General features: G+C 67.8%; 1 protein-coding gene. It reads right to left on the bottom strand.

What is annotated here, in order from left to right; genetic code table 11:
- The coding region (locus tag SB771_RS34450; protein WP_410721969.1) for a 4-alpha-glucanotransferase at positions 1 to 273 on the bottom strand (273 nt) is incomplete at both ends.

Raw genomic sequence — 273 nt, 5'->3', positions numbered from 1 at the left:
CGGTGCCCAGATCCTCGCCGATCACGATCGCGCGATGCCGCCACGATTCGAGCGCGATGAGGCGCAGCAGATCTTCGAGCGGATAGCGCAGATACGCGCCGTTGCGCGCGCTTTCGCCCTCGGGCACGAGCCATAGGCGGCGCAAACCGAGAATGTGGTCGATGCGGATGCCGCCCGCGTGCGCGAACGCGGCGCGCAGCATGTCGATGAAGGCCGAAAAACCTTGCGTGCGCATTGCGCGCGGCGAGAACGTGGTGAGGCCCCACGCCTGCC

The organism is Burkholderia sp. SIMBA_051, from assembly GCF_046534915.1.
GTDB lineage: Bacteria > Pseudomonadota > Gammaproteobacteria > Burkholderiales > Burkholderiaceae > Burkholderia > Burkholderia ambifaria.
Note: the sequence above shows the minus strand (reverse complement) of the source record. Positions and strands in the feature narration are given on the sequence as shown.